The sequence below is a fragment of the Streptomyces sp. NPDC091280 genome, from assembly GCF_044768565.1.
In the GTDB taxonomy this organism is placed as follows: domain Bacteria; phylum Actinomycetota; class Actinomycetes; order Streptomycetales; family Streptomycetaceae; genus Streptomyces.
Genome location: NZ_JBIVUZ010000002.1, coordinates 689,830 through 711,351, shown reverse-complemented (window position 1 = coordinate 711,351; position 21,522 = coordinate 689,830). Strand labels below are relative to the sequence as shown.

Below are 21,522 nucleotides of genomic sequence, written 5' to 3'. Positions count from 1 at the left end.
AGCCCTCCCCGTCTCGTTCAGCCACCCCGCCACCCCGCCACTCGCCTCGGCCTACCCGGAAGGTGACGCATGACCACCACGCCCGCTCCCATCGGTTGCCCCTACCGCCTCGACCTGAAGGGCGCGGACCTCCAGGGCGAAGCAGCCGCCCTGCGTGCCCTCGGCCCGGCCACCCGCGTCCTGCTTCCCGGCGACGTTCCCGCCTGGTCGGTCACCGACCCCGGCCTGATCCAGCGCCTGCTGGTCCACCACGGCATCTCCAAAGACGCCCACCGCCACTGGCCCCCCTACATCAACGGCGAGATCCCCGGCACCTGGGCACTGAGCACATGGGTCGGCGTCGTCAACGCCCTGACCGCGTACGGCGCCGAGCACGACCGGCTCCGCCGGCCCCTCCAGGCAGCGTTCAGCCCACGCCGCGTCCGAGCCCTGATTCCGCAGATCGAGGCCATCCCGCACAGCCTCCTCGACGATCTCCAGGCGGCCGGTCCGGACCAGGTCGTGGACCTGCGGGCCAACTTCGCCTGGCTCCTGCCCCTGCGGGTTGCCAGCCTCGTCCTCGGCGTTCCCGAGGAACTGCACGACCCCTTCCGCGAGGTGATCGGGGCCCTCTTCGCCACCAACCTGCCCCCCGAGGAAGCAGAAGCCGCCCCTGCCCGCGTCTACAGCCTCATCACGCGGCTGATCGACACCAAGCGCCGGGAACCGGGAGACGACGTCACCTCCCTGCTCATCGACGAGCACGCCAGCGGCGAGCTGACGGAAAGGGAACTCGCCGACAGCCTCCTCCTCCTGATCAGTGCGGGACACGAGACGACCGTCAACCTCCTCGACCACGGCATCACCAACCTCGCCACCCACCCTGCTCAGCTCGCGCTCGCAACGAGAGGCGAGATCCGGTGGGAACAGGTCGTCGAAGAGACCCTCCGTCACCAGGCGCCGATCGCGTCGGTTCCCCTGCGCTTCGCCGTGCACGAGATCGTCGACGAACCCACCGGTCTCACCTTCGCCCCGGGCGACGCCCTCGTCATCAACTACATGGCCGCAGGACGCGCCCCAGACCGCCACCCCCACAACGCCGATGCATTCGACGTCACCCGGGACACCGCACGCGACCACCTCGCCTTCGGCCACGGCCCCCACCTGTGCGTCGGCGCCGAACTCGCGCGCATCGAGGGCCGCATCGCCTTCGCCGCCCTCTTCGACCGCTTCCCCACCCTGCGCCTGGCCGCACCCGGGGACCTGGAATCCCTTGAGAGCTTCATCTCCAACGGCCACACACACCTCCCCGCCATCCTCGGCCCCGCCCGGCTCGCACAGCCACCGACCAGCTGATCGCGCGGGCCCCGAATCTCCCCGGTGTGCTGTCCGTGGCAGGCAGCACACCGGGGAGCAGGAGTGGCCACCGCCGCGCACCGCAGCTTGGCCGCCTCTGAATTCACCAACCGAGAACCAGCCCATGGAGACAGACACATGAACACAAAACACCGGACCGTACTCGCCATCGCGATTCCGCTCTTCCTCGGACCCCTCGCACTCATCACTGCGCCCGTGGCAAGCGCCGCCTCCACTGGTGCGCTCTCCTCGTGCAGGACGCACTCATGGTCGAACAAGGACAGCGGCACCGGTAATGCCCTGCCGCCCTCGGCCCCGCTGCGGAAGGGCCCCAGCTCCCACTGCTCGGTCAATGGCACTGTCTACTCCGCAAGCAAACTCCAGTACGACTGCTATGTGGTGAACAGCGCAGGCAACACCTGGACACACGCCCGGCTGGACGTTCCCTTGGGGCTCTCCGGGTGGATCTGGGACTTCAACCTCGACGACGGCGGCTCGACCAAGCGCTGCTAGGAAGTCGGGCCGCCGACCGGCCCTCCGACTCGTACTGACCGGTCCCCGGAGGCCCGGTATGGGGGCCTGTGCCCCCTCTGACGGAGCCAGCACCGGGCTCGCCGCCTGGATACGGCACAGGATCTGCCCAGTCGTTGGCCCGGGCCAACGACTGGGCAGCCAGCCGCAGGAAAGGGACGGCGAGGTCGACGTGCAGGAGCTGCTGGCAGCCGGGGGCGGAGTAGGGGTCCGAGCTGAGAGTGCGTGCTGTGGCGAACGGCACCGGACGTCCCCCCGGTCATGCGCGAGGACAACGACGACGCGCACTCACTGGACGGTCTGCTCCGGACCCCGCGCACGCGCATCAACACTGCCAGCCCCATCCAGGTCACCCCGCACAGCGAAGCCGACGACGACCGAGTCGACGCACTGCAGGTCCTCGCGATGGATGTCGTCGAGCAGCTTGACCGCATCCACGAGCGTTTCGAACCGGACGCAGCCGAATTAATCGGCGTCCTGGTCCACGAAGCCGTCCTGCCACCGGCGCGCGCCCGAAGCCTGGCCTACGCCCTCCGGTACCTCTGGCTGGGGGACCTCGACACGGCGGCGGGCATCGCGCTGCCCAGGTCGAGCAGATCCTCCGACGACTCCTGCGGTCCCAAGTCGAGGTCGGTCAGCCAGCGGAAGCGCGTGTTGAACGACTTCGAGTTACGGTCGCTGCTCGGGATCGGCCCAGTAGTCCTTGAGCATCTCGCCGGGCCACGCCGGCTGTGTGACTGGTCCGCGCGGCAGGAACTCCCGGAACACGACCACCAAGTCGATGACGGGTGTGCCGTCATCGGCATCCAGGTCGGTCACGTGTACGTCGAGCCCCTCGATCCGCAACAGCCTGGGGAAGGACACTCCGAGGCCGGCCGGGCGCCGATGATTGTGGTGAACGAAGGTTCCGGTCTCGGGCCACGCCGGGTTGTCGCGTGGGCTCCGGGCGTGGAGCGCGACGTCCTCAGGCGAGCGTTCGCTGAACTGCCACACCATCTGAAGGTGGCTGAACTCGGTGGCGCCCTTCAAGGTCTCCACGGGGAATTCCGGGTTCAGGCGGATGATCGACTCGACTCCGCCCTTGAAGTCGTCGCGACGGCCGGTGTGGCCGCCAACGACTCGGCCGATCACCGGTACCTGGATGAACTCGTCGGACACGAAGGCCCCTTACGTCTGATCTGGGTGGCAGTCGCAGCACCTGCCACGATCGTCGTTCTGGCCGCGTCAGCCTACGCCGAGGGCTGTCCGCGCCCTTGCGTCGAGTTCGGCGGCACGGCTCCCTGCCCGGCCGCGGAACGGCGACAAGGCCCGGCGCATCTGTACGACGGTCTCGCGAGCTCGCCCGGACTGAACGCCGGCCATGGCATCGAGTGCCTGGTTCCAGGTTTCGCAGGCGAGGTCGAGGTGGCCTTGCTGAGCCTGTACAGCCCCGAGGTATCCGAGGGTCACGGCGTGAGTTCGGGTGAACTCACCGCGGCGAGTCCGGACGCTGTGGCGGAACTGCCGTTCGGAGCCTGGGAGATCGCCCAGGTCACGCAGTGCGGCTGCGGTCTCGTGCGCGAGGCTGGCTTCGCCGAAGAAAAACACGCGGTTGGGCTCGTCGTCGCTGGCACTGGCGCGGTTGAGGTCGCGTTCGGCCTGGAGCAGGGCGGCGACAGCGGCCTTCTTCTCGCCGCTGGCGGCCAGGCCTCGGGCGTAAACGACGCCGAGTAGCGAGCGTTCTCGCCAGCAGGCCTGGGCGTATCGGCGTCTGGAGAGCGACGCTTCGGCGAGCCGCACAGCCTGTTGTGGTTTCCCGAGGTCGACCGCCTGGTGGGCCATGGCGCGCAGCGTGTGGCCGGCCAGAGGAGCGTCGCCGGCCTCTTCCGCGAGATTGGTCGCGGCGGTCAACCAGCGCAGTGCGAGGGGGTGTTCGCCCCCGTCGAAGGCAGTCCAACCGGCGAGGTAAGCCAGTTCCGCGGCGGCCGATGTCATGTTGCGCCGGATGTCCTCGGTCGGGAAGTGGCCGCTGAGAAGGTCGGCGACGTCCGTGCGCAGGTACGCCACGAGGGCGGTGCGTCCGGCGCGCCCTCCGCGTTTTTGGTCTCGGCGGGAGAGGAAGTCGCACATCTCGCGGACGTCTCGTTCGCGCGCCGTCACCGGCGCCGACCACCCGCACGCGCACCCCGCTGTCATCTCGGGGCAGCCAGCTCGCTCACCCAGTGGCACTGCGCGACGGAGGTCGTAACTGGCAGACACGAGAAGTGCGCCGCGCCTGTGGCAACTCGCTCAGAGCGTCCCGCACTGGAGGTGCGGCTTCTGCACCACCCTGGGCGGCTACGCGGCTGTCCCGTCAGGGCGGATCGGTTCCGGGAGAGTTCGCAGGCGCTCGGTGAGTTCAGCTGCTGGAGTGGCCGTGGCGCCATCGAGCAGGCGGCCGAGTCGCGCCAGGCGATGGCGGGAGGTCGCGCGAAGGCGGGGTGGTGGGATGAGGTCGAGTACTCCGAGCGCGCGGGTGGCGGCCTGTTCAGGGGCGTCGCGGGCTTCTGCGAGTGCGAGGACGAGGGTGGCAGCCACCCAGCCGGGGGTCTGCTCCGGTGCCGCAGCCACCGACTGGCGGGCCACATCGGCGGCCCGGTCGCCTCGTTCGAGCGTCAGGTACGCCTCAGCGACGTGGAGACGGTGCTCTGCGAGGTCGTATCCGAAGCGGCCGGGCATCTCTACGCCGGACGCCATGATCGAGTCGCTCTCCGCGATGACGTCATCGGCCTCCGACGCCCGGTCGAGAGCGGCCAGTGCGGGAAGGAGGGCCCAGCCGAGGAGTTGGGCGCGGCGCAGGCCCGCTGGCGCGTGCTGGAGGCCGTAACCGGCGTGTCCGCGGGCGTGGTCCCAGTCCTGTCGCGCGGCAGCAACCATGGACAGCGCCCCACTGGCCCAGGCGGTCAGCGCCGGCTCCTGGGTGGACTGGCCGAAGGTGGAGGCGAGGGTGAGGTGTGCCCGCGCACCTGGCCGGTCGTCCAGGTGAAAGCACAGGTTTCCGAGGAGGGCGGAGAGCCAGCCGACTTGGCGGCGGAGGCTCTGGCCGATCTCGGGCTCAGCGGCTGCGACGGAGTTGGACAGCAGGTTTCGGGTGCCCCGGACTTCGTCGAACAGGACGGCCGGGGGGTGTTTGCTGTAGTTGAGGGCGTAGTGCTCCACGGCCGATTCGGCCAGCTCGACGAGGGCCGGGGAGCCTCCGGGCGCGTCCATGAGGGCCCATTGGACGGATTCACGGATGGCGGGCAGCCCGCTGGCGGTCGTCATGGATCCCTTTCGGCCGATGGTCGTCTCCTCGCGCTGGTGCTGACCGTAGCGGAGGGAGGGCAGCAACGCGCAGGTGCTGCACCACAGGCAGCGTGCCCCGTACGCCGGATACCTCACCTCCCTGACCGGGTTCCCGACACCGGGGCCGGGGGGTGCCATTCGTACGCTGGCGTGCAGCGATCGGCGGCCTCATGAACCCCGCAGGCGTCAACGCCGAGCGGCCGGGCGCCTTCGTCGTCACCGGCCCGGACGCCGCCGAGGTGGAACAGCGGGCCGACCTCCTCGCCCAGCAGATCCGCGTCCGGGTCGCCCCGCACCGCCCGCAACGCGCCCTGATCAGCTCAACTCGGCGAGCAGTTCGCGCATCGCCCCGTAGCTCTCGCGGACCGCGTCCGCCACGTACGCGCACCGCGCGGACTTCCTCGCCACCCGCTTCGCGAGAGAGTCCCTCAACCCCCGCGACTCTGGCGCCCGTTGGTGCTCCTCGGTCATGCTGCGGGAGCTGAGCCCCATGATCGGACGGAGTCCCGCGTGATCGTCATTGAAGTCCCCGACAGTGAACTCGTTACCGAGCTGAACCGCCAGGCCGCTGAGTTGGGCATCACCGACGCGGCGATCGTCTCCCTGATCGGGGGCGTCGATTCCTTCACCGTCTCGACCATGCCCGAAGGCGACGCGCTCAAGGACAACATCACCAAGTACGACCGGCCCGGCGAGATGACCGGCGGCGGCGAGATCCGCAACGGCTTCGTCCACCTCCACGTCGTGATGGGCGTCGAGGGTGACCGCGCTGTCGCCGGACACCTCCACGAGGCCGTCATCGGCACCCACTTCGCCCGCGCCTACCTCCTGCCCGTCATCTGAGAGGTACCGGCAGACCGGCCGGTCTCGGGCGTACGGGCGGTAGGCAACCTCCTCAGGAGCGCCGTGGCACGGCGACTCCGGGGTGCACTCATCCCAGAGTCTCACCTCTTAAGAGGTGAGAATGTGCTGACAAGGAACGGCCACGACTCGCGATCGGCAGCATTACGGCGGGATGCTCTCCCTGGGCGACGGGCTGTGCATCACCCTCGCCGAGGACCTGCGCCGCTCGCTGGTCACCGGTGACACCCTCTGTAAGTCCATGGAGGACAAGTTCAGGACCTCGGTGCACCTCTTCCGGTGGCCCGACGGACCAAACAGGTGGCCCCGGCACCACGCGGTGCCGGGGCCACCCGCGGCGTTCGCAGGAACGGTCGTGCCGCAGGAAACACTGAGAAGACTTTCCCCGACGACCTCAGCTTCTGCTTGATCAGCGATGGGCTAGCCGCCAGACAAGCCACCCAACGAACGAACTGCCCCCGCCGTACCGACTCCGTACGCGAAACCCAGAGCCGCCCTACCCCGGTAGGTACGCGATGTTCGCCACATCGGTCACTGTGTCTTCGTGGGGAGTTGGGCGAGTGGGGACTGGTGGCCCTTTGGTGTCGCGCGGACGGTCGACCAGTCGATCCGGGAGGAGCGCAGCACCCGCTCGAGGTCGGCCTGCCGGTACAGCCGGATGACGACCCCCTTGTGCCAGGCGGAGACGCTGGTGTCCGAGTGGGTCAGCAGGCCCGCGCGCAGAGGGTGGTCGAAGTCGGCGGTACGCAGCCCGAGGGCGGCAGCCGCCTCGTCCCGGGTGTAGGTGCGGCCGGCGGCGGAGGCCCGGGCGACCTTGCGGCGGTCGGTGAAGTGCTCCAGCGTCAGCCCGCAGTACAGCGTGTGCCCCTTGTGCTCCGGATTCCCTGTCAAGTTCTGCTTGTTGAACTCGGAGGAGAAAACGCCGGGCAAGGCGACGCTCAGGCTGGACTCAACTCAGCGCTTCGGGAGCAGGGAGTTGAGTCGCGTGAACAGCTGGTCGGCGCGCGCGATCGTCGCCGCGTCGATGCGCGGGGCAAGGGTTGCCTGCTCACGGAGGAGAACCCCCGCCGGCCTGTAGTGGTTGAAGCGTCTGGCGATCTTTCGCTTCTTGAACACCACCTCGATCTGCCGGACGACGCGAGGGTCCTTGGCGTTGAGCTCGGAGGCCGTGATCGGCTTGGTGAGCTCGGAGGTGTAAGCCCGGTTGACGAGTTCGAGGTAGAAGTCCCGGTCGAAGAGGTCCTCGATGTCCGCGTCGGCCGTGCTGGTGAACTCGCTGATCTCGACGAGTCCGTTCTTGGCGAGCTGGTCGTTGTCCCGCAGTCGCTGGACGGCTCCGACGTCCTTGGTGCTGGAGTCGACGAGGACGGCGACATTCAGCTTGTTCGCACCCAGGAGAGTCACAAAGGTGGACAGCTTGCCGGAGCCACCGATGGGCGTCTTGACCCAGCGCGGGTCGAGTCCGGTGGACCCGTTCGCCTCGGCGACATCCGTGAGGACATCGAGGTAGATCAGGTCACTTGGGCCTTCGAGGAGCAGGGTGTGCTCGCCCACGAACAGCGTCTGGGTCATCTCGACGCCCATCGCCGCCAGCAGCGGGAAGGCGGTGTCCTCGTCGGCCTTGAAGATCTCCGAGGAGACTTTCGCGCCGCCGCGCTCCATGTCGATGACTGTCCGGACCCTCTGGAGGTGGTCGGGGTCGACCATGAACGGGGAGTGAGTGGTGTAGAGGACCTGGTGCTTGGGGGCCAGCCGCTCGTCGATCAGTCGGAGTAGGTCTTCCTGGGCCCGGCCATGGAGGGACAGTCCCGGCTCGTCCAGGAGGAGGATCAGGTCGGTGGTGCCCGCCGCCTCCAGCTCGTTGAAGTAGGCGAGGAAGGAGAAGAACCAGACGAATCCGCGGGAGCGGTCGTCGAAGGGCACTGACGCGCGGTGGCGGCGGTTGAAGACGCGGACCTGGAGGATCGGTCCCTCGTGGAAGGGCGGCTGGGCCCCGGTTTCGGGAGGCAGGACCTTCAGCTGGACTTCCAGCTCGGTGTTCTGCGACCAGTACTCGAAGACCTCGTCCGAGATGACGTTGCCGGAGTTCTCCAGCTCGCGGAGAAGTCGTTCGTGCTGGTCGGAGTCCTTGAAGTCCTCCGGCGAGACTCCTGCCATGTCCAGGAGGCTGAGCAGTGCTCGCTCACCTCGCGTGAGCTCTCCCGACTCTTTTGAGCTGGATCTGAGGGTAGCGCCCCCCACTGACAACGCCGTACGAATTGTCTGCTGAAGATCCCTTCGGCTGGTGGGTGTGGATGACGACGGTAGGGCACCGCGTTCAGGCTCTAAATGATCAGTTTCTTCGGCCAAGGCTGCGGGCCGCAGCGATTCAGCTGCGGCCCATGGCCAGGGTCATCGGTTACTGACGGTTCAGTTCTCGTGCTCGCGTCTTGCCCCGGACCCTCCAGATGCCCCGCTGGCGTGACTGCATCTCGCGGTCGGTCACCGCTCTGATGAGGGTGAGAGCCGCGGCCGTGAGCATGAAGACGGCGGACAGAACTGCCGTGAGCCACTGAGATGCGCGCCCTTCCTGCATGGAGTGGATGACGACGAAGCTCATCAGGGCGAGAGGGAATGCGGCAGTCGCCGAGGACCTGAGACCCCTGTTCGTTGTCGGCTCGGCGTAAGGCTCGGATCGGTCATCAGAGGCAGCAGCGACGGGCGGCGGCTCGACGACGTGACGGGGAGCCGTGAAGTCGAGATGACCTTCGTTGTGGATGTGGACGACTAGCGGTTGGTCTTCTCCGACTTCATCGGCAAGCCCCGCTTCGGCCTCCTCGATCATCAGCTCGATGCGGGCGACCTCAGCCGGATCGTCGTGCATCCTCTGCAGAGCCTGCATGAACGACGCGACGCGCTCTTCCTCGGAGCGAATCGCTTCCTTGTCATTGTCCTTGTTCACTACTCCTCCTCCCCACTCCTGCCGATCTGTCCGTCGGCCCTCTCCCGAAGCTTCCGCAGGGCGTCCCGTGTGTAGCCCTTGACTGCACCCCCGGACACCCCCATGTCGTCGGCGGCCTCCTTGACGCTCTTCTGTTTGATGAAGCGGATCTGAATGGCCTCGCGCTCGCGAGGTGACAGTTCCTGGAGTGCCTGGCCGAGGTAGATCCGGTTAATGATCTTCTGGTATTCGTCACGGTCGTCAGGGACGTCGACATCTCCGTGAACGCGGAGTTGCTCGTACTTCCCCTCCTGTCTCCACCACGCGCGGCACTCGTTCTTCGCCATCGTGTAGGCGTAGGCCAGGACGTTTTGATTTCTCAGTCGGTGCCAATGCAGGCGAAGCGCGACGAAGATGTCATTGACGATCTCCTCGGCGACCGGGGGCGGGATCCTCCGGCGGAGGAGGAAGGTCTCGAACGTGCCCCTGTGCTCACGGAACAGGTCGATGACCTCGTTGTCGTACTGTTCCTTCTCATTCACTGGCGTGGCTCACCCATCGGGTGATCACCGTGCAGGTGGTGAATCGGCAGCACGGCGGAGCCGGTGCTGGCGCCGGGGCCAAGGGCCGGCGGAGACGCCGGTGTGCTGGTGTGGTTGCTGTCTCCCGCCAGCGAAGTCCCGGTCGGGCCGGAACCGTTGGGGGAGTCACCGTCGTGGTGAGTCGGGGCGACGCGGATGACCCTGGTGCGCCCCCCCTCTTCGGACTCCATGAAGTCGACACCGGGCTTCAGCATCGGGATGACGTTCGCGGTGGCGGCGTTGCGCTCGCGCTCAAGCTCGATGGCCGTGCGGCTCTTGTTCCGCTCAGTCATGTATCCCCAGAATCCTCCGCCGCGACGGAAGAAGCTCGTGGCGATGTCCAACAGTCCCATCTGGATCTCTCGCTCTCGTGGCCGACGTTTCACCATGGACAAGTCGCCAGCGAGCAGATCGGTGGGGGCGTCTTCCAAGATTTTTTGAGAATCAGGTCTGTGAACTGCCTTCTGGTGGGCGTCACATGACGAACGAGCAGGTCAGCGAGTTGGACGGGCTCGGCGGGCATTCCAACCGGCCGGGAACGCCACCGAGCGTCGAACTGCTCTGGCCCTGGTTAGAGGTGACACAGAGAGCTACTTGTCACTTCCGCAGCTTCGGGAGCGGACCCCCTTGTAGGCCGCCGTGTGGTCCTGGTATCAGGGCTTCGACGGCAACGTCTCGGCGTCAAGGCGGGAGAAGACCAGGTCGCTCATCTCCGTGACGGGCATGCGCCAGCGGACTGGCGGCGCGGGTCGGCGCAGGGCAGCCGGGTAGCTCGCCGCCGCGTAGTCGTTGGCCAGTCGGTAGAGGTGGAAGCCGTGGTCACACAGGGGTTCGAGGACGTCGTCGACTGTCTGGCCCTGTTTGGCCAGTGTCCGGGGAGTGACCTCAACGACCAGTTCGGCGTCGTCCCGCAGACTGTCCAGGACGGGAACGAGCCCGCGTACGGCGGCGGCTTCCCCGCCCTCTACGTCGATCTTGATCAGCCGGGCGGCGGCGAGTTCCTCCGCTGTGAGGAGGGTCGGCAGCGGTGCCGCGTCGGCTTCGAAGGTCGCTTCCACGGTGCGTGGGCGTACGGCGGTGGTGCCGCCGAGGTTGGTGTCGCGTTCCAGGTAGAAGGTGAGCCGCCCCGGGGTTTCGGAGACTGCGGCGTTGACGGTGCGGACGTTGCCGCCGCACCCGTTGGCGGCGATGTTCGCCGTCAGGGCCTGGTGGAAGACGGGGGACGGCTCGATGGCGACGACGCGGCCGGCGGGTCCGACGAGGCGGGAGGCCAGCACCGTGTAGTAGCCGGTGTGCGCGCCCGCGTCGACCAGCAGGTCGCCGGGGGCGAGGCGGGAGCGCATCCAGGCGGTCAGGTGCGGTTCCCACACTCCGAACAGCCACTGGTAGCGCTGGATGACGTCGCTGGTCACCACGGGGAAGACCGCGCCGTCGACGGTGCGGGCGGTCGTCGTGAGGGGGTGGTGCTTGAGGTAGTCGCTCAGCCGGGTGGCCAGCTGGGGCGTGCCGGGGCCGCCGGGCAGGTGCCGTAGGTACGCGCGCAGGGCGTGCAGCAGGGGCGGGGGGATCACGGCTGGCCTCCCGGGCAGGGGCGTGACCGATCCGGCCGCGCGGCGGGATAGAGGGTGGCAGGCTGGAGCGCGGGAGCATTCCGGCGGACGGAGGAGGAACGCGGGTGAAGACGGCGGCGTCCGCAGAGGCGGCCGACCTCGGTCAGGAGACCGGGCCGGTGGTGTATCTCCTGGTCGGGCTGACCGGGTCGGGCAAGACCACCTACGCGAAGCGGCACCTGGAGCCGGTCGGGGCGGTGCGGCTGTCGGTGGACGAGCGGGTGCACGAGCGGCACGGCCGCTACGGCGTCGACTACCCCGAGCGCCGGTACTTCGAGCTGGAGGCGCCGGTGGTCGCCGAGGTCCGCGAGGAACTGGTGGCCCTGGTCGCGGCCGGGCGGGATGTGGTGCTGGATCACGGGCTGTGGCTGCGCTCGGACCGCGAGGAGTGGAAGAAGCTGGTCATCGCGGCGGGCGGCCGTCCCCGGGTGCTGTACTTCCCGGTGCCCCGCGGTGAGTTGCTGCGCCGTCTGAAGGAGCGCAACGAGCGCGAGGACGCCAACGCCTTGATGGTCACGGAGTCGGCGCTGGACGACTTCTACGCCCGCTTCGAGGTCCCTCACGACGAGGGCGAGGACATCGTCGTGCCCGGCTCGGTCTGACCCGCTGGGGGCCGCCAGGTGGCGACCAGCCGGGTGGCCTCCGTCGTCCACCAGTCGGGCACGGTGGCCAGTGAGACGGGCCGGAAGTTCAGGCGTGCGGAGCCGACGGCGATCCGCCCGCCGTGGCGCTGAAGGTGGTCCAGGAGCCGCCGGGCCTCGGCCAGCCGGGCCGGTGAGGCGGTCTTCCAGGTGCCGTTTGCCGAGTGCTGCGCGCGCCGCTCGGCATCCCGGCGGACACCGTCGCGCCACTTGAAGTGGTGCACCACGATGGGCGGCCGGTTGGCGGGCCGGTGGCTCTCGGCGCGGTGGTTGCCGGACGCCACGGCCACGCTGGAGTGCGCGAGCACGATCTTGCGGGGGTCGCCGCGCAGCAGGTGGTGCGTGAGGAAGGCGCCGAGCGGATACGCGGTGTCGAGGCCCACATCCGGCTCCCAGCCGGTCAGGGAGCCGTCGGCGGTCACCCGGTCGAGCATCAGCCCGCCCACCGTGCCGGTCCCCGACTCCTCCGCCGCGGCGATCACCTCGTCCAGCGGGGCGGGGTAGGTGTGGAGTTCGTCGGAGTCGGCGAGCAGGTGCCACCCGGCGCCGGCGCGCTCGCGCAGGGCGTCCCGCAGCCGGGGGTTGGTGTCCTCGTGCCACGGCCCGCAGCTCACCAGGCCGGTCGTGATGCCCAGTTCCCGGCAGGCCTCCTGCACCTGGTGGCGCTGGTCGGGGGTGACGTGGTCGGGGAAGTGGAAGGCGAGGTGGAACCGCTCGATGCCGAGCGTGCGGTAGTGGGTGACCCAGGCGGTGAGCAGGGCGGGTTCGACGGCTCCGACGACGGCGATCAGCGGGGGCAGGTCAGGCATCAGCACGACTCCTTCAGCTCGGTGAGGAACACGGCCTGGGCGGCGGCCGTCGGCACGCCGAGGTCGGCGCCCGCGCACGCGGCGGGACGGGGCAGCGGGGACCAGGCGAGGTCACGCAGGATGTCGGCCAGGGCGGCACCGTCTCCGGCGGGGAAGAGACGGACCCAGCCGTGGCCGGCCAGGGTCTTGGTGAGGACCGGGTCGTGGTCGGAGACGATCAGCGGAACACCCAGGCGTACGGCGTCGACCACCAGCCCCGATTCCTTGGCCACCCCGGGCCGCCGCGCGACCAGCGCCGCGTCGGAGGCGGCGTACACGTCCCGGATCACCGTCTCGGGCAGCGGTCCGGGCCACACGTGCAGTCGGACGTGCGGCAGCGCCGCCCACCTCTTCAGGAGAGCGTGAGCGGGCGGGCCCCCTGCGACGAGCACGTGCAGGGGGGCGTCGAGGCGGGCGAGGGCGGCGTCGGTGACGTCGGGGTCCTTGTACGGCCACCAGCCGCCGACCAGGCACACGGATGCCGCGTCGGGCGGGATGCCGAAGGCTTCCCGGGCCCGCTGCCGGTCGGTGTCGGTGAGCCGGTCCTGCGGGTCGGCGACGGCGAACGGCCGGACCTTCAGCGGCAGTCGGGGGAAGCGGCGGGCCAGGTCGTCGTGTACGGCGCCGGTGGGGGCGAGGACCACGACCCGCCGCTCACCACGGCGGGCCAGGCGTCCCAGGACCCGCAGCGCGGTGTCCTCCGTGGTGACCAGCTCGTGCACGAACCGCAGGTGCCGCCCGCCCAGGAGCCCGGCGGCACCGTGCAGGGCCTCGCTGGCGCTGAGCACCACCACCGTGGCCGCCGGGCCGGTGAGGCGGCGGCCGGTACGGACGCATGCGGCCTCCGTCAGGCAACGCGACAGGGCCATGACCTGGTGCGGGAGGCGCCGCACGGCGCGGGGCCAGCGGCGGGAGGAGAACGCGCGACGCCCGGCCGCCGCGAGCGCCGCGGCGTACGTCCCGGCCGCTGCCAGTACCGCCGGCGCCGCCCCGGCGGGGCCGGTGACGCGGGCCCCGGCGACCTCCAGAGCGGCCCGGGTCGCCTCCGCGACGCCGTGCGGGGCGATGACCACCACGTTGCCGTGTACGGCCGCGAGCGCGGTCAGGGCCCGGTCGCGGTGTCCGCCCGGCCGGTGGGCACCGGGCTCGATGAGCACCAGGGCGGCCGGGGCCCTCATCCGGCGATGGCCTGTTCGCCGTGAACGGCGGTGAACCGCGCGGACAGCCATCGAGGGTCGTTGAGCTGGTCGAACAGCTTCGGGACACGGGCCGCTTCATGGGCGAAGGCGACCCCTTCGCGTGCCCCGGCGACGGCGAAGGCGGCGAACTCGCCTTCCCCGCCCGCGATCCACGCGGCGATCCGCTCGGCGGTCTCGGCATCGCCCATGCCGTACTCGCTGCCGCGCGAGAGCATCGCGCACTCCCGGAAGCCCGCCTTCCATGCGTGATACGGGGACTGGTTGATCCGGGTGGTTCCGGCGATGTCGGCGGTGAACTCGCACCGGCCGGGCAGCGCGGCCAGGACGTCGACCGCCTCGCCGAGTTCCCGCAGCGCCGAGCGGCGGATCAGCTTGAGCCCGCCGTAGCCGTAGATCAGGCCGTTGAGCGGGTTGCGGGCCCGCCACACCCGCATCGACACCCCGTCCGCCAGGGGCTCGACCGCGCGGAGGGCGAACTCGGAGGCGAGGACGAAGTCGCCGTCGGCCAGCAGGAACTGCTCGCGATCGACGACCTCGGCGGCCAGCCGGTAGGCCCGGCGCATCCCCTCCACACCGTGCAGCCGCTTCACACGGATGCCGAGCACCCGTTGGAGGCGGTCATACAGCTGGTCGGCGCGCGGCTCGTCGTAGGACAGCATCACCGCGTCGAAGGGCACGGTCATCGCAGGGCCTCCAGGTAGCGGGCCGCCACACGGGCGGGGGTGAGGTCGGCGGTGGCGGCGTGGGCGAGCTTGGCGTGCACCCGGTAGAACTCGCTGTCGGTGGCGAGCCGGGTCGCGATGGCCACGGCCTGGTCGGCGGTGTCGAAGAGGAGGTCCTCATCGATGTGCTCGGCGAGCCACCCGGTGCGCGGGGCGATGACCGGCAGGCCCATGCCCTGGCAGTCGATGACGGACATCGACCAGGGACAGCCCGCGCGGAACGGGGCGATCCCGAAGTGGGCGCCGGCCAGCAGGTCGCGGTAGCGGATGCGGTCGCCGCGGTCGGAGGCGATCGTGACCCCGTCGAGGGCGGCGAGCTGATCGCGGTGCCGTTCGGGACTCGGGTCCAGACGGACGCGCTCCGGGCTGCGGGTGCCGAACAGGTCGAGCACGGTCAGCTCCACCGGCGCCTCGGTCACCAGGCGGCGGGCCAGGGCGGCGAACCGGTCGGTGCCGTAGTGCGCATAGAGCCGGTGGCCGTAGATGGCCCTCGCCCGGCCCTCGGGGGCGGCGGCCTCGGCAGGGTCACGCACCAGACGCCCGTCGCGGGGGGCGGGCACGACGTGCAGCTTCTGCGCCAGCTCCACGCCCATCCGGGCGGCGGCGGCCGTCGTCCAGGACGCGGAGGTCGAGGAGTGCACCAGCACGCGGTCGCACGCCGCAAGACCGGCGGCGAAGGCCAGCATCACGCTGTGCCCGAGCCCGCCGTCGTCAAGCGACGGGTCCGCCACCAGCCGCCCGCCGTCGGTGAAGGAGAACGGCAGGTAGTGGCAGTACCCGGCGATCAGCGCGTCCCTGCCTGCCTCCAGCAGGGCCGCCCGGACAGCAGGGGCGGTCTCGATCTGATTGGCCACCACCACCTCCGGCCGCGTACGCCGGACCAGGTCCGCCAGGCCGCACACGCCGGGGTCGAAGCGGGCCCGGTACTTCGTGGCCGGCGACACGGTGGGCTCGAACCCCACCCTGCGGTCTCCCGCAGGGACCGGGGCCGCCACGGTCACCTCGACCCCGGCGTCCGTCAGGGCCGGGGCGAGCAGGTCGGCGAACGTGAAGCCGCTGTCGGCCGACAGCCGGTTCGGGTTGGAGACGTTGAGCAGATACAGCACGCGCATCGCGCATCCCCTCTCACCGGCCGCGAGGGTCGGGCCGGTAAAGGGGAGGAAACCGGCAGCGGGCATGGCGACAGAATGGTGAACTGTCCTCACTCACGGTTCACTCACGCACTCAACACCCAGGCAGGGCGGGAGCTTTGATGGACGCGCAGGACGCGATCACCGTGGAACAGGCCGCCACCGTGGAACAGGCCGCCTCGAACTTCGCCGCCGAGGTCGCCTACTGGCGCGAGGTGCGCGGACTGGCGAAGAAGACACTCGCCCAACAGATGGGCTTCCACCCCTCCTACGTCAGCCACGTGGAGTCCGGCCGGCACAAGCCGACCGAGGACTTCGCCCGCCGCGCGGACGAGACGCTGAACGCGGGCAAGGCGATCTGGCACAAGTGGTGCGAGTACGAGGCGGCCCGCGCCCGCCAGAACACCGCGGCGTCCGCCGCGCCCGCGCCGCGGCGGACCGAGCAGCCCTACGCCACCGGCTCGGCGATCGTCGTCGAGCACGACGCCGCCCGGCTCGACTACGACGGCGAGTTCTACCGGCTGACCATGCGCCGACTGCTGCGCAACACCGGAGACGCCCCGATCACCCGCTACCTGATCCGCATCTCCGTCGACCGCTACCCCGGCGACCCGGAGCGCTCCAACGCCCACTACCGGGCCCACCCGCTGACCTGGGACGAACTCGCCCTCACCGCGACCTGCCGGGGGGAGGCGATGCGCTGGGACGCCAAGCACGACCGGGACGCCTTCAAGGAGGTGTGGCTCCTGTTCGACAACCACCAGGGCCGCTTCCCGCTCTACCCCGGCGACTCGGTGTGGATCGAGTACGCGTACACCGTTAGCGACACCAAGTGGGGCCGCTGGTTCCAGCGGGCGGTACGGCTGCCGACCGAGCACCTGGAAGTCACCCTCGCGTTCCCCGCCGCGCTCGACCCGGTGGTGTGGGGAACCGAGACGTCGATGACCGCCGAGGCGTCCCCGCTGCCCAGTGCCCCCGGCAGGCGGGAGGAGGGCGCCATGCGCCTGTTCACCTGGTCGACCGCCCGCCCGGCCCAGCACGCTCGCTATCGTCTCGAATGGCGATTCCGGGCGCGGCCCGAACAGAACGTGAATCAAGGGGAGTTCAAGTGACCGAGGTGCGGCCCAGCGAGCAGATGCGCAACCTCGGCGTCGTCCAGCACGGCGCCCCCATCCTGACCGAACCGGCCCGCCCCTTCGACCTCCCCGCCGAGCGAGACGCCGCCGAGCAGGCCCTCGACGCCCTGTTCACCTCCATGGACCGCATCGCCCAGGTCCACCCCTTCGCCAAGGGCATGGGCATCGCCGCCCCGCAGATCGGCATCGGCCGTGCCGTCGCCGTCGTCCAGCCACCCGCCGACGGCGCCGGCGCCATCGTGCTGCTCAACCCGCGCGTCACCGACGTCTCCCACGACATGGACGAGCAGTACGAGGGATGCCTGAGCTTCTTCGACGTCCGCGGCATGGTCCCCCGGCCCCTGCGCATCACGGTCGAGACCACGACGCTGGACGGCACCCAGGCCACCACGGTGTACGAACGGGGACTCGCCCGGCTCATCGCCCACGAGATCGACCACCTCGACGGACTGCTGTACCTGAGCCGCATGCAGCCCGGCGTCGATCCGCTCCCTGTCGAGGAGTACCGGCAGACCGGCCGCTCCTGGGCATACGAGCAGTAGGCAACCTCCATGCGGCCAAGGCCCTCACCTGGTGGGAAGAAGTTCCTCGGGCACGTCCTGGACGTCCGTCCAGATGCGGTTCGCCACCGGATGGCCCTCCGGGTGCCGTTGCCGGTACTCCCGGACCTGCCGGTACGGGTCTCCGTCGATTCCCTACGGCGGCGACGCGGACGCCTTCGCCGAGGTCGTCACACTCGTAGAAGGCGCCGCCGCCCGCCACCTGTAAACCCCGGCGGGGGCAGCCGGACGCGGCGAAAAGGATCACGTCGACCAGCCTCTCGGCCGCGTCCGGCCGGCCGTGTGCACGGGCCCGCTCCGCCATCGCCGCCCGCAGCGGCGGACGCCTCCAGGTGACCGTCCACAGCGACGGCACAATGGCCCTCAGCGGCCCGGCCGTGATCGTGGCCGAAGGAACCGTACGGCTGGCACCAGCCCTGACCGACTAACCCCTCCACAGGGTCGAGCGCCTCATCCAGACCCGGGCTGCGACTGCGCACACAGCGTCCCCTCGCAGATCCTCTACTGCGGGTTCCGGGACAGTGCGCGCCAGCCCACGGCCGCGACGGACGGCAACATCCCACCGCTCTAGAGTGTCGCCCTGCGGAGTGTCGAGGAGATCGTCGTCGTAGGAGGTACGCAGGCGTAGTTCGGAGGGGTCTCCGGGCAGCCTGCGTGACTCGATCACGCCTACAGCCTAGTCAGGCGGGCTGTGTCGCTATCCCGCCCTGGGGGCGGGTGAACGATCAAGGCCGACGTGCTGCGGTCACCAGCAGTGTGTCCGCGGTGCGCGGTCCCCGGACGGGCGACGGCAGCATGTCCACGCTGATCCCGGTGAATCCGGCCTCGTCCAAGACCTTCACCCAGACGTGCTTCTGGAGGACCCACCGGCTCATCGTGGTCACTTCCCCCTCGGGAGTCCTGGCCGGGACAGGCGCGGACACGACGTCCGGCTGCGCGGGAGCGCCGCCCACGTAGTGCGCAAGGGTGGAAAACGCCAGCCGACCGCCTGGCCGCAGGGCGAGGGCCGCCGCCGGCAGCAGTTCGCGGGGGTCGGTGAAGTCGAGGGCGCCGAAGACGCTGTAGAGCACGTCGTAGGTGTTGGCCGTCGTCTTCAGATGCGCCACGGCGTCACACGGCACGATGCGCAGGCGTGGCGCGAGGTGGCCGAACAGGCTGGAGGCTATCTCGTACTGTCCCGGCGAGGCGTCGACCGCGACGACCTGGGCGGCCTTGTGGTGGACGACGAGGTGGGCGGCATGGCGGGCGGCGCCCGCGCCGAGGTCGCCGACGACTTGCCCCGACAGGCCTCCCAGCACGTCCGGGCCGGGGCCGCTGTCCTGGCTCCAGATCCAGCGAAAGGTGTCGGGAACCTCCCGGTCGTGCTCGGCGCGGGTGCGCCCGTAGTGGTGCCAGAGGTCTGAGGGGGTGGTCGTCACCCGCACCATCCTGGCGCGCGGGACCCGACGCCGAGCCGGTTCCGGGGAATCTCACCCCCACGTGCGTCGGACCCCGGGCGACTGCGGCCGGGGCCCGACGTGCCCGTCGGTCAGTGCGAGTCGTTGCCGGGGTGGCAGGGGCCGCACTCGGCGGCGTCCGTCCACAGCGGCAGGTCGACCTCCCAGCCGTCGGCCAGCCGCAGGCGCCCATGACGGGTCGGCTCGGCTCGGACACTGAGCGAGCGGGCTGTCCCGGCTCACCTCGGTGCCCGCGCTCCCGTCCGCCCGGCATGACAGCACATCCGACGTAGCGGCGTCGCTCGCGGACGGCTCATGGCCTGTGTCGCCGAAGTCACCGTGAAGGCTGAGCGATCGCCTGCCGGGGCCGGGGCGGCGACGGTACGCAGGAGACGCATGACTACTGTGTCGCGCACTACGCACGGTCGGCGAGGGAGGAACGGTGGACGTCCGACAAGGCACACCATGGTGGTACGGCATCCCACCGGTCGCGGTCACCTTGATCACGTACCGCATCGTCGGGATCGCGGTCTTTCTGGCGATTTCCGGCCCTGCGGAGACCCGGGGAGCGACGGCTCTAGGCGTCGGGCTGGGGGCTGGCTTGGCGGCGTCCTTCGTCCAGGGCGCGGCCCGTCAGCGGCACGATCAGCAATCCCGAGCACTGAGGTAGCGGCAGCCTCACTACCGCGATGCGGTGGGGCTTCTTCAACCTGCCTGGCTCATGTCGTACGCCTCGATCCCGTCGAGGTACGAGGTGAACGCCACCCACGACCGCGGCCCAAACACTGACGCCCCTGACCCTGCCGCCCTGGTCGCCCAGCCTACCCGCGCGGTCAGTAGTCGATCTCGACACGAAGCTTCAACACCAGGCCCACGGCGAAATCGACCTGAGCCATGTCTGTCTGGGTGAGGTGATCGACCCGATCACCCATCACGAATCTTGTATCGATCGTGCGGATCTGGTCCGCGAGCACCAAGGTCTCCCGGCGGGCGACTACCAACCGTGGGCGGAAAACCGCATCCTGAGCACGCGTTGACGTGGGCACGACGACGACCGTCGACCAGTCCTCCGGAACATCGCTGAGAACGATGCCGAGCCGCTTACCCCTCTGCTCATGCCCACGCTTCGCGTCTCCGAAATCGACGTAGTACGCCGAGCCCCGGATCACCGCTTGCTGGCCCGGCGGCGAGCCGCAGCGTGGAGGCGTGCCAGTCTCCTGGCGCTTGTGACGTCACGGCGCTCGTGCGACGGGGTTGCGCTCGCCGACGCAGCTGCCACGGCCGCGCTGTAGAGGTCTGCATAGTCCTGCGTGGAGATCGCAAGGCAGGAGAGATCTGGATACAGTGTCATGGCCTGCAAGTTGAAGCGGCCAACGGAGTAGATCCCGCTGTACAGATTCTCCAAGTACCCACTTATGTCTTTCTGAAGATTTGCGTTGATAGACGTCAGCGGTCCGGACGCTGCCTTACCTGCCGCCGCGAAGGTGTGCATGAGAGAGCCGGCTGGCGGTGCACTGGTCGGCGGACGCGACGGCCCCTTGACCTCTCTCTGGACGGGGGACCCCTTGACCTCTGCCACGACACCAACGTGATACCTCGACGTGGCATAGCTCGTGGATGAGTCGAGTCGGCCAGGACTCGACGACGAATGCGATCCACGGAGATCGACGATCTCTCCCTGATCGTCATAGCCCCAGTCATCGGGCTCTTCGGAAAGATCTTCACCGCTGGCGGCGATCCGCTCCATGTCCTCGCGCGCCTGCGTCTCCCACTGCTGCCGATCGAGAGCGCGCAACGCCCGCCGCAGCACATCGGAAGTCGCCTCGCCCGGACGGCGGTGCGCGTCGATGATCTCGTTGTCGGCCTCCGTGGGCCGGAACCCCACACTCATGAGTCGAGCGTACAACGATTGTCCAACACGAGGGGATCTTGGCCTCCCGCTCCCAAGAGCGCACAGCGACCCGACTGTCAGAGGTGGGGTACGAGGGTATCCAGAGGGGTATATGACTACCCAGGAATGCCACTGAGGTGACCCAGCCCTCCGGATGCCTGGGCGGCGTGTGTTGACGATCGTGAGCGGAGCCCGGCCGCCCGTCCGGAAGGTCTCGGATTTCCAGCAGTTCGGTCCGCTCGCGCTGCTCTTCCCGTTGTAGCCACAGGTGCAGGCCTGTCTGATTGGTCAGGATCTCGCGCAGGAAGCGACTAATGGGGCATTCGAGGACGCGGCTCGCGCACAACGGCGCTGGCGCTACTCGTTCTTGGGAAGGCCCGCGGCGAGGCGCGGTGCAAGTCGGGCGCAGCGGGCGGCGTATTCCTCCAGGTGCTGGCTCTGGAACTCCTCGGCGTCCCAGTCGTCAGGCCGGACGTCGCCACCCGGCCAGACATACGCCAATCCCCACCCGCCTGTGGACAAGGCGATTTCGCGCAGGTCGTATTGGTCGTCCTCGAACGCATCGAGGATGAGCCACTCGGCGCTGCTGAGATCGGTCAGGACCAGTCCGGACGCGGAGTTGCCGGGGCCGGAGACGATGAGGCCCGGGTAGAGGCGACCTTGCAGTGAGGCCGCGCGATAGCCGAGAGCAGATGCCGGAGCCCTGTCGGGTATCCGGCCCAGTAAAGCCTTGAGTACATCGGTGAACCGCAGAGTGCCGTAGCAGAACAGCGTTTGGGGGCCTTGCGAGAAACGGGTCAAGCGGCTTGGACTGACCG

General features: G+C 69.4%; 24 protein-coding genes and 2 pseudogenes. 7 read left to right on the top strand and 19 right to left on the bottom strand.

The window, feature by feature from the left end:
- Positions 1-69 precede the first annotated feature (69 nt).
- Both ACIQPR_RS09795 and ACIQPR_RS09790 read left to right on the top strand, forming a co-directional pair.
- Positions 70-1,335, top strand: a complete 1,266-nt coding sequence (locus ACIQPR_RS09795) for a cytochrome P450 (RefSeq protein WP_403644579.1) — start codon at positions 70-72, stop codon at positions 1,333-1,335.
- 138 nt (positions 1,336-1,473) lie between these two features.
- Positions 1,474-1,848 (top strand): SH3 domain-containing protein, encoded by a 375-nt coding sequence (locus ACIQPR_RS09790; protein WP_403644576.1) that lies wholly within the window; start codon positions 1,474-1,476, stop codon positions 1,846-1,848.
- A 306-nt stretch (positions 1,849-2,154) separates the two neighbouring features.
- Here the strand turns inward: ACIQPR_RS09790 and ACIQPR_RS09785 are convergent, their stop codons facing one another.
- The 4 genes from ACIQPR_RS09785 to ACIQPR_RS09770 all read right to left on the bottom strand — a co-directional run bounded on the left by ACIQPR_RS09785 (position 2,155) and on the right by ACIQPR_RS09770 (position 5,148).
- A complete protein-coding gene (locus tag ACIQPR_RS09785) occupies positions 2,155-2,304 on the bottom strand; it encodes a hypothetical protein (protein WP_403644573.1) in 150 nt (49 codons plus the stop codon).
- A gap of 231 nt (positions 2,305-2,535) precedes the next feature.
- The gene (locus ACIQPR_RS09780; RefSeq protein WP_403644570.1) at positions 2,536-3,024 is read right to left on the bottom strand and encodes a TrmO family methyltransferase; all 489 of its coding nucleotides are present in this window, start codon (positions 3,022-3,024) and stop codon (positions 2,536-2,538) included.
- Between the two features lie 66 nt (positions 3,025-3,090).
- The gene (locus tag ACIQPR_RS09775; protein WP_403644567.1) at positions 3,091-4,005 is read right to left on the bottom strand and encodes a Tat pathway signal protein; all 915 of its coding nucleotides are present in this window, start codon (positions 4,003-4,005) and stop codon (positions 3,091-3,093) included.
- A 177-nt stretch (positions 4,006-4,182) separates the two neighbouring features.
- The gene (locus tag ACIQPR_RS09770; protein ID WP_403644565.1) at positions 4,183-5,148 is read right to left on the bottom strand and encodes a Twin-arginine translocation pathway signal; all 966 of its coding nucleotides are present in this window, start codon (positions 5,146-5,148) and stop codon (positions 4,183-4,185) included.
- Between the two features lie 152 nt (positions 5,149-5,300).
- Here ACIQPR_RS09770 and ACIQPR_RS09765 point away from each other — a divergent pair.
- Positions 5,301-5,444 (top strand): annotated as a pseudogene (locus tag ACIQPR_RS09765) (hypothetical protein); the annotation flags it as partial.
- Positions 5,445-5,679: 235 nt separating this feature from the next.
- Complete coding sequence (locus ACIQPR_RS09760; protein ID WP_403644562.1) at positions 5,680-6,012, top strand: PCC domain-containing protein; 333 nt, start codon at positions 5,680-5,682, stop codon at positions 6,010-6,012.
- 549 nt (positions 6,013-6,561) lie between these two features.
- Here the strand turns inward: ACIQPR_RS09760 and ACIQPR_RS09755 are convergent.
- The 6 genes from ACIQPR_RS09755 to ACIQPR_RS09730 form a co-directional block, all read right to left on the bottom strand.
- Complete coding sequence (locus ACIQPR_RS09755; RefSeq protein ID WP_403644559.1) at positions 6,562-6,921, bottom strand: hypothetical protein; 360 nt, start codon at positions 6,919-6,921, stop codon at positions 6,562-6,564.
- 63 nt (positions 6,922-6,984) lie between these two features.
- A complete protein-coding gene (locus ACIQPR_RS09750) occupies positions 6,985-8,187 on the bottom strand; it encodes an ATP-dependent nuclease (RefSeq protein ID WP_403644557.1) in 1,203 nt (400 codons plus the stop codon).
- Positions 8,188-8,428: 241 nt separating this feature from the next.
- Positions 8,429-8,971, bottom strand: a complete 543-nt coding sequence (locus ACIQPR_RS09745) for a hypothetical protein (RefSeq protein WP_403644554.1) — start codon at positions 8,969-8,971, stop codon at positions 8,429-8,431.
- Positions 8,971-9,492 (bottom strand): RNA polymerase sigma factor, encoded by a 522-nt coding sequence (locus tag ACIQPR_RS09740; RefSeq protein WP_403644551.1) that lies wholly within the window; start codon positions 9,490-9,492, stop codon positions 8,971-8,973. The genes ACIQPR_RS09745 and ACIQPR_RS09740 overlap by 1 nt, the downstream gene beginning before the upstream one ends.
- On the bottom strand, positions 9,489-9,962 hold the full coding sequence (locus ACIQPR_RS09735; RefSeq protein ID WP_403644548.1) for a hypothetical protein: 474 nt from the start codon (positions 9,960-9,962) through the stop codon (positions 9,489-9,491). The genes ACIQPR_RS09740 and ACIQPR_RS09735 overlap by 4 nt, the downstream gene beginning before the upstream one ends.
- A gap of 222 nt (positions 9,963-10,184) precedes the next feature.
- Positions 10,185-11,102 (bottom strand): FkbM family methyltransferase, encoded by a 918-nt coding sequence (locus ACIQPR_RS09730; RefSeq protein ID WP_403644545.1) that lies wholly within the window; start codon positions 11,100-11,102, stop codon positions 10,185-10,187.
- A 104-nt stretch (positions 11,103-11,206) separates the two neighbouring features.
- On the opposite strand from ACIQPR_RS09730, the gene ACIQPR_RS09725 reads away from it, so the two are divergent.
- On the top strand, positions 11,207-11,743 hold the full coding sequence (locus ACIQPR_RS09725) for an ATP-binding protein (RefSeq protein WP_403644542.1): 537 nt from the start codon (positions 11,207-11,209) through the stop codon (positions 11,741-11,743).
- Here the strand turns inward: ACIQPR_RS09725 and ACIQPR_RS09720 are convergent.
- From ACIQPR_RS09720 to ACIQPR_RS09705, 4 genes are read right to left on the bottom strand one after another with little or no spacing between them, the layout of a single operon-like run.
- Entirely contained in the window at positions 11,701-12,591 is an 891-nt protein-coding gene (locus ACIQPR_RS09720) for a hypothetical protein (RefSeq protein ID WP_403644540.1), read from the bottom strand. The two genes, ACIQPR_RS09725 and ACIQPR_RS09720, sit on opposite strands and share 43 nt — an antisense overlap.
- A complete protein-coding gene (locus ACIQPR_RS09715; protein WP_403644537.1) occupies positions 12,591-13,808 on the bottom strand; it encodes a hypothetical protein in 1,218 nt (405 codons plus the stop codon). The genes ACIQPR_RS09720 and ACIQPR_RS09715 overlap by 1 nt, the downstream gene beginning before the upstream one ends.
- A complete protein-coding gene (locus tag ACIQPR_RS09710) occupies positions 13,805-14,512 on the bottom strand; it encodes a hypothetical protein (RefSeq protein WP_403644534.1) in 708 nt (235 codons plus the stop codon). Before ACIQPR_RS09710 ends, ACIQPR_RS09715 begins: the two co-directional genes overlap by 4 nt.
- On the bottom strand, positions 14,509-15,729 hold the full coding sequence (locus ACIQPR_RS09705; protein ID WP_403644531.1) for a glycosyltransferase family 1 protein: 1,221 nt from the start codon (positions 15,727-15,729) through the stop codon (positions 14,509-14,511). The genes ACIQPR_RS09710 and ACIQPR_RS09705 overlap by 4 nt, the downstream gene beginning before the upstream one ends.
- A gap of 74 nt (positions 15,730-15,803) precedes the next feature.
- Between ACIQPR_RS09705 and ACIQPR_RS09700 the strand changes: the two genes are divergently transcribed.
- Positions 15,804-16,793, top strand: a complete 990-nt coding sequence (locus tag ACIQPR_RS09700) for a multiprotein-bridging factor 1 family protein (RefSeq protein WP_403644528.1) — start codon at positions 15,804-15,806, stop codon at positions 16,791-16,793.
- Complete coding sequence (locus ACIQPR_RS09695; protein ID WP_403644525.1) at positions 16,790-17,359, top strand: peptide deformylase; 570 nt, start codon at positions 16,790-16,792, stop codon at positions 17,357-17,359. Before ACIQPR_RS09700 ends, ACIQPR_RS09695 begins: the two co-directional genes overlap by 4 nt.
- 241 nt (positions 17,360-17,600) lie before the next feature.
- On the opposite strand, the pseudogene ACIQPR_RS09690 reads toward ACIQPR_RS09695, so the two are convergent.
- From ACIQPR_RS09690 to ACIQPR_RS09670, 5 genes and pseudogenes are all read right to left on the bottom strand, one after another.
- Positions 17,601-17,759: pseudogene (locus tag ACIQPR_RS09690) on the bottom strand (UDP-N-acetylglucosamine--N-acetylmuramyl-(pentapeptide) pyrophosphoryl-undecaprenol N-acetylglucosamine transferase); the annotation flags it as partial.
- 343 nt (positions 17,760-18,102) lie between these two features.
- The gene (locus ACIQPR_RS09685; protein WP_403644522.1) at positions 18,103-18,804 is read right to left on the bottom strand and encodes a methyltransferase domain-containing protein; all 702 of its coding nucleotides are present in this window, start codon (positions 18,802-18,804) and stop codon (positions 18,103-18,105) included.
- Positions 18,805-19,646: 842 nt separating this feature from the next.
- Positions 19,647-19,982, bottom strand: a complete 336-nt coding sequence (locus ACIQPR_RS09680) for a type II toxin-antitoxin system PemK/MazF family toxin (RefSeq protein ID WP_403644519.1) — start codon at positions 19,980-19,982, stop codon at positions 19,647-19,649.
- The gene (locus ACIQPR_RS09675) at positions 19,979-20,704 is read right to left on the bottom strand and encodes a hypothetical protein (protein WP_403644516.1); all 726 of its coding nucleotides are present in this window, start codon (positions 20,702-20,704) and stop codon (positions 19,979-19,981) included. Before ACIQPR_RS09675 ends, ACIQPR_RS09680 begins: the two co-directional genes overlap by 4 nt.
- A gap of 357 nt (positions 20,705-21,061) precedes the next feature.
- Positions 21,062-21,505: a gamma-glutamylcyclotransferase family protein gene (locus ACIQPR_RS09670; RefSeq protein ID WP_403644514.1), complete on the bottom strand. Its 444-nt coding sequence runs from the start codon at positions 21,503-21,505 to the stop codon at positions 21,062-21,064.
- Between the last annotated feature and the right edge of the window lie 17 nt (positions 21,506-21,522).